General features: G+C 36.9%; 4 protein-coding genes. 1 reads left to right on the top strand and 3 read right to left on the bottom strand.

All coding sequences use genetic code 11. The features are described 5' to 3' along the window. Positions 1-549: 549 nt before the first annotated feature. The 3 genes from F6K27_RS31985 to F6K27_RS31975 form a co-directional block, all read right to left on the bottom strand. Positions 550-2,064 (bottom strand): GMC family oxidoreductase N-terminal domain-containing protein, encoded by a 1,515-nt coding sequence (locus F6K27_RS31985; RefSeq protein ID WP_287279887.1) that lies wholly within the window; start codon positions 2,062-2,064, stop codon positions 550-552. A gap of 528 nt (positions 2,065-2,592) precedes the next feature. Beyond that, on the bottom strand, positions 2,593-2,874 hold the full coding sequence (locus tag F6K27_RS31980; RefSeq protein ID WP_287279885.1) for a hypothetical protein: 282 nt from the start codon (positions 2,872-2,874) through the stop codon (positions 2,593-2,595). Next, a complete protein-coding gene (locus tag F6K27_RS31975; protein ID WP_287279883.1) occupies positions 2,855-3,646 on the bottom strand; it encodes an aspartyl/asparaginyl beta-hydroxylase domain-containing protein in 792 nt (263 codons plus the stop codon). Before F6K27_RS31975 ends, F6K27_RS31980 begins: the two co-directional genes overlap by 20 nt. Positions 3,647-4,430: 784 nt before the next feature. Between F6K27_RS31975 and F6K27_RS31970 the strand changes: the two genes are divergently transcribed. Further along, the gene (locus F6K27_RS31970) at positions 4,431-5,633 is read left to right on the top strand and encodes an FAD-binding oxidoreductase (protein WP_287279881.1); all 1,203 of its coding nucleotides are present in this window, start codon (positions 4,431-4,433) and stop codon (positions 5,631-5,633) included. Positions 5,634-6,192 lie beyond the last annotated feature (559 nt).

The following is a 6,192-nucleotide window of genomic DNA, read 5'->3' as shown; positions in this document are numbered from 1 at the left end:
TTTGTATAAGTTATCATATTTTAGTTGTTTAGGTGATCGCTTCAAAAATTATAGCGTTAGCGGAGCTTTGCGTCAGCAATCGCTCTATTTGGCATACGCTACATATAGTGTATTTGCGTAAGTCCTGAAAGTAATAACTAGCCAACGGAAGAGTTGGCGACTGACTTTTTCTAATACAAAATTACCTAACCAATTTCCGGGAAAAGCAGCTATTCCTATCATCTGGATGAGAAAATTTGAAGATTTACAAATTCCTTAAATCCAGATGAAGCTGAAACGATTGCATGAATATTGAAAAAACAACCCTAAATTTTCTTCAAATTTCCTGGGATTTCAATTTCAATTTAACCAGGGCAAACGCATCTTATTTTGAAGTTCTAACAGGGCAAGGATGTTAGGGGTCTGAGTGTTTATACTTATCACTTCTCTAAAGCTTAACCGTAGAAGGTTCCAGAATTTAGATGCGTTTGCCCTGTCTCCTACCCTCACCCATAAGACTTTTTCAACAAACCCTAGTTAGAGAAATGCGATCGCCATGAAGCCACAAATTCAAATTATCGCTTTTTGCAACATAATATCCCCTACTCTCAGAGCATTAGCTGCAATAGTCAGAGCTGGACTAACACCCAAAGCATTTGGCATAAAACCACCATCCACAACAAAAACATTTTCATGGTCATGTAAACGACAGTCTTGGTCAAGCACAGATGTATTTGGATCTTTACCAAACCGAGTTGTACCTACCTGATGGGACGTATGAATATCATCCTTATGACCCATCGCCCCAAAGCATAATATTGCTCCTGCTGACCGAAAGACGCGTTTTAACTTAGTCATGTAATACCGAGAACGAAAAACATCATAGGAATGAAATTTGTGGAACAGACGAATTTTCCCATCCTGACCAACTTCTATCCGATTTTCCTGTTGGGGTAAATCTTCTACAATACCAGTTATTACCAACATCCGCTTCAACAGAAATTCGGCAATGGGTTGAGGAATTGGCACAGGAAAATTTTCTTGTAGAGAAAGAAGTCCGGGAATAGGTACAGTTTGAGCTAACCCTAATTTATGTGGAAATTCTTTGGAACCAAGATAGAGGTCTGTAAACCCTAACTGTTTAATAAATTTATCCGCCCCACCAGTAGATTGTTTGAATAATCCTGCCACTAAAGCACCACAATGATACATATAATTCCGTCCTAGTTGTCCGCTACGCCCTGTTAAACCAGACTTCATCAGAATAACTGGACTACCCAATGCTCCAGCAGACAGAATATAAGTTTTAGCTGTAAGTTCCTCAACTGTGCCAGTTTTGCGACAACGAAGGCGAATAGCAGTAACTTTTTTACTGGTATTAGTAACTAAATTTTCTGCCTCTGTTAGGGTTTGAACTTTGAGATTATAATCAAGAATTGCCTGATCAATAGCACGCATCACTGTAGAAGCACGAGATTCATTGGGACAGTAGAAACCAGGACATTTAGAACAACGTAGACAAGTATCGAAGTTTATACCGAAGGCAAGATGAAATGGAGTTAGTCCCGCAGCTTTAATACCTTTTTCTAATTGTTGGTTAATTGGTTCGAGAGGTGGAACTGTGGCCGGATAACCATGACTTGGCGTACCAATATTCAGCATTTTGTGTGGTTTATCCCCGGCGACACCGAATAAAATTTCTGCCTGGTCGAAGTAAGGAGCCATATCATCATAGGCGATCGGCCAATCCCATAGATGACGGGGTAACCATTGGTCATAAAATTTACCTGGATGGAAATCGTATGGACTTGGGCGCATGAGTACCCCACCATATAGGGATGTACCACCACCTAATATTCCTGCGATGTGAAGTTGGGCGCTACGTCCATTTACTTGAATTTGGCGATCATCAAAAGCTTCTTTATCAATCAGCATTCGTTGCTCATCTTGAAAGGCTTCAACATCACTAAATCTAGGGCCACGTTCCACTAGGAGAACTCGTTTACCAGCTTTTGCTAGAGTATGGGCAATCGTTCCTCCTCCTGCACCACTGCCAATAATTATTGCATCAAAATCGTAACCCACTACTCTCTCCAAATATATCGTTTTAGTTTTGTTTTTTATTAAATAAACTTACAGCAGTTTTCGAGTTGATAAAGTACAAAATTTTACGACTGTAAGGAGTAGGGAGTAGGGAAAAAAAGATTAGCTTTAAAAGTATACCTCACTATCCTCAAAAGTTCTGTAAGTATAAGTTACTTAAAATATATGAATAATTTATAATAAATTGTTTGTTATTTGAGATACAAAACATTTTATATCTAGCAAGACTTACGCAAATTTACTTTTAATATCAAATCCGTTTAATTCGGTATAAAAAAATGTTCCATCTTCAACCATTACCAAATATTTCTCTATCTCCCCTACTCCCCCACTCCCCCACTCCCCTACTCCTCATTTGTAGAGTATCTGCGTAAGTCCTGTCTAGAACAAAAAGCTGAGTAAATATTATCAATATAAAAGAGCTGAAAACTTAAAGTTTACCTCTAGCAAAAAAATAGCGATCGCCTTAATTAACTTCTGAATTTAAAACAATACTATCAAGTTTATAATTTAGCTTAGAGCATCAATCAATAATAAAGTAAAATTATAGCTATTATGGCTATTATTGATTTGGGAGACAATAAAAATTCTTACCGTCGTAACAGAATAGTTAGGCAAATTTGTCTTGCTAAGTTTGACTGGTTTATTTATAGCAGTCGAAGGAAAGGTTAGGACAGATCGAGAAGCTCTAAAACTCAGATAACGCAATATTTTTCCTGCTTCTGCCTTCTGCCTTCTGCCTTCTGCCTTCTGCCTTCTGCCTTCTTCAACTTTAAACTTTCTCTTTTTCACGTTCTTGTGCAAACAATTTTTCTAAACGGTCTGCCCAATTTTTTTGATTAACATTAGCATCTTGAATATAGGGAGAAATTGCGATTAACTTCATAAATAATTCATTAAAAATTGAAAGTGGAAAACGCATTGGTCTCATTATGTCTAAAAATAAAACTACACGAACACCATCAGTTTCATTCCAAGCTTCATGGGGAAAAGAATCATCAAACATCATACTTTTTCCTTCTTCCCAATGACGAGTTTCATCACCCACCCGAATACGACATTTTTCTTTTGGTTCAGGTACTTTTAATGCTAATAAATAACGAACAACTCCTTTGTAGGGACCTCGATGTTCGGGGATATGTTTACCAGGTAATAAAATTGAAAAGAATGCTGTTTTCATCCCCGGAATTTTTTCGATTAAACGAGTTGTTTCTGGGCATCTTTGACAATTTTTTTCTGATTTAATACCATACCCATACATAAAATATGTTTTCCACAAATCATCAGGGCTAGTATAATCAGCTTGGTCTGGAGAAATGTCTTGGAAATTTGGTAAATTATCTCTGTATTTTAGGAGTTCATCTAATTCTTTGCGAATCAATACCCAATTTGCTTCTACCTCAGTGGTCCAGTCAAATTGTTTAGAGTCAAAAAATGCTGTATCGCCAATCAAGGAATATTTAGGAATTAACTTTTCATAATATCCAAGAAGTTTAACTCCAATACCATATATTAATATTCTCCTAAATTTTGCCCTGATTGTTTCTAAAGAGAGATTCACCATAGATTTTTTTGGCTTGATTTTAAGCTGTTTGGATAATTTTTATTTAACCAGTCCAAGTTAATATAGTACACAAACTAATATTTTGGAAGTCGAGAATAATTAAAACATTTTAAAACAATTGTCTATGGCACTACGTCTTTTGGTATCCATTCTTAGAAACCTACGATTATCTACATAAATCTATGATTTTCTCTAAATAATCATAGTTCTTGTCAAGCTGTTATTTACCCCCAATTTACTGAGCGGATACAAAATCACCTAAATAACACGGGAGCATGAAAGCCATAGTCTTTTAAGCGATGGATCAAAGGTGAGGAGTCGGATTTTAATCCGAATATTTTATTTTACCTCAAAGTAACGTTGAAGCTCCCCGTGTTTGAACCGGGACATGAAAACAAGGGAGTTGTTTGGACTAGACAACTTTAGTTGTCCTTTGTTACTATGATCAATAATAAGTTTTCGCACCGCCGGTTTCCAATTTACTCTTGTCCGCAAGTTTTAGTAAGTAAAAATCCCGAATTAATTGCTATCTTAAAATTCTTATGTGAACAGTCTCACAAGCTCACTAACATGGGAATATATTATGGCAGACAATTATATTTTAAGTCTCACAAAACTCCAGGTAAGTATGACGCAGGAAAAAGTCTACAAAAATTCCAAAAATCCAAAATAAAATCAATTCTTATCCATAAATAATCAATTACTCCCCTCCTGGGAGGGGCGAGGGGTGGGTTCCCTGTTCCCTGTTCCCTGTTCCCTGTTCCCTCTTTTCTGGAGATGTCTAATGAAAAATCCCAATACAAAATATGATTTTCTAATTGTAGGTAGCGGCATCTTTGGTATTACTGCTGTTGTAGAATTAGCCAAAAGAAAATATAAAGTGGCAGTTATTAACCCAGATACCATTCCCCATCATCTAGCAGCTTCTACTGATATTACTAAAGTTGTTCGTATGGAATATGGTACTGATAAAGAATATTTCCGCATGGCAGAAATATGTATTGACCGCTGGAAAGAATGGAATGATTTTTTTGCGGAAGAATTATATCACGAAGTAGGTTTTTTAATGCTGTGTAAAGATAAAATAGAAAGCGATCGCCACAGCTTTGAAAAATTTAGTTACCAAAATCTCATTGAAAGTGGTTATTCTCCAGATAGGATGAATGCTAAAAGTATTAAAGAACGTTTTCCAGTTGTGAATACCTCGGTCTACATAGATGCTAATTTTAATCCCAAAGGAGGTTATGTAGAATCTTCACTGGTAGTAGAAAAACTAACTGAGTATGCTTGTTCTTTAGGTGTTGAAATTTACCAAGGGCAAACCGCAGAAAGTTTGATTGTAGAAAACGGGAAGCTACAAGGAGTCAAAACTAGAGAGGGAAATACTTTTCAATGTGGTCATGCGCTAGTAGCAGCAGGTGCGAATACTCCCTATCTTTTGCCAGAACTACAACCTTACATGAAAACGACTGGCCATCCTGTTTTTTGGTTAAAACCTCAAAATCCTAAATACTTTTCGTCGCCATATTTGAGCGTTTTTGCAGCCGATATTTCTAATTCTGGTTGGTATGGTTTTCCTTTTTTGCCTAAATATGGTGTTGTCAAGATAGCTAAACATTCTAGTGGTGTACCTCTTCATCCCGAAAATAGCGATCGCCGAATAAAGGATGATGAGGTAGAGAAGATGCGGTCTTTTCTGAAAATGACTTTCCCCGAATTGGTAGATGCTCCTTTGGTGTATACTCGTAGATGTTTATATACTGATACCCTTGACGGACACTTCTGGATAGATAACCATCCAGAAATTAAAGGTCTTTCTGTGAGTAGTGGTGGCAGTGGGCATGGATTTAAAATGGCACCTTTATTAGGAGAAATTGCAGCGGATATTGTGGAAGTGAAATCACATCAATTTTCTCAAAGGTTTAGATGGCGACATTTAACACCTGACACCGTTCAAGTTGAAGAAGCGAGAGGTTCTGAAATTTAGAGCCACTTTACGCTTATATATTTTTTTTATAGTCAACTTAAATTTCCTACTGCAATTGACCTGCATAAACTTTTGGTAGCAATGGTTAAACCTAATAACTATTGGTATTATGAAGTATCTAAATGCGCTCCTCAATATGCTTTGATATCATGTCCGTTGGTATCGTTTGTGTATAAAGTTGGGGAAATATCTAGCGCGATATAAGGTTTTTCCTTCTCTTAAAGCTTCTTCCTTCTTCCTTACTTTCTCTATACAATACCGATGCTACCGGACATGATATGAGATATTTATCTCTAGCAAAGAGTGTGGGTAGTGTTGGAAGGGTAGGGAGTGTGGGGGGATGGGAAGAGGTAGAAAGATTTGACATTATGTGAAGATAAAACATTTTTTATACCGAATTAAGCGGATTTGAGATCAGAAGTTTGAAGTCAGAAGGGCTTTGTTGCACAAAAGATGATGTTTAGGGTAAAAATAAAGAAGTCAAGATGGTACACGAAACTACACTCAGCAGATATGAGTAAGAGTAAGTCTAAATCCAACTCCAAGTCCTTGTATCGAC

Origin of the sequence: Okeania sp. SIO2F5, from assembly GCF_010692685.1 — a bacterium.
Taxonomy (GTDB): Bacteria; Cyanobacteriota; Cyanobacteriia; order Cyanobacteriales; family Microcoleaceae; genus Okeania; species Okeania hirsuta.
The sequence above is the reverse complement of the archived record's forward strand: the minus strand, read 5'-3'. Positions and strand labels throughout refer to the sequence as shown.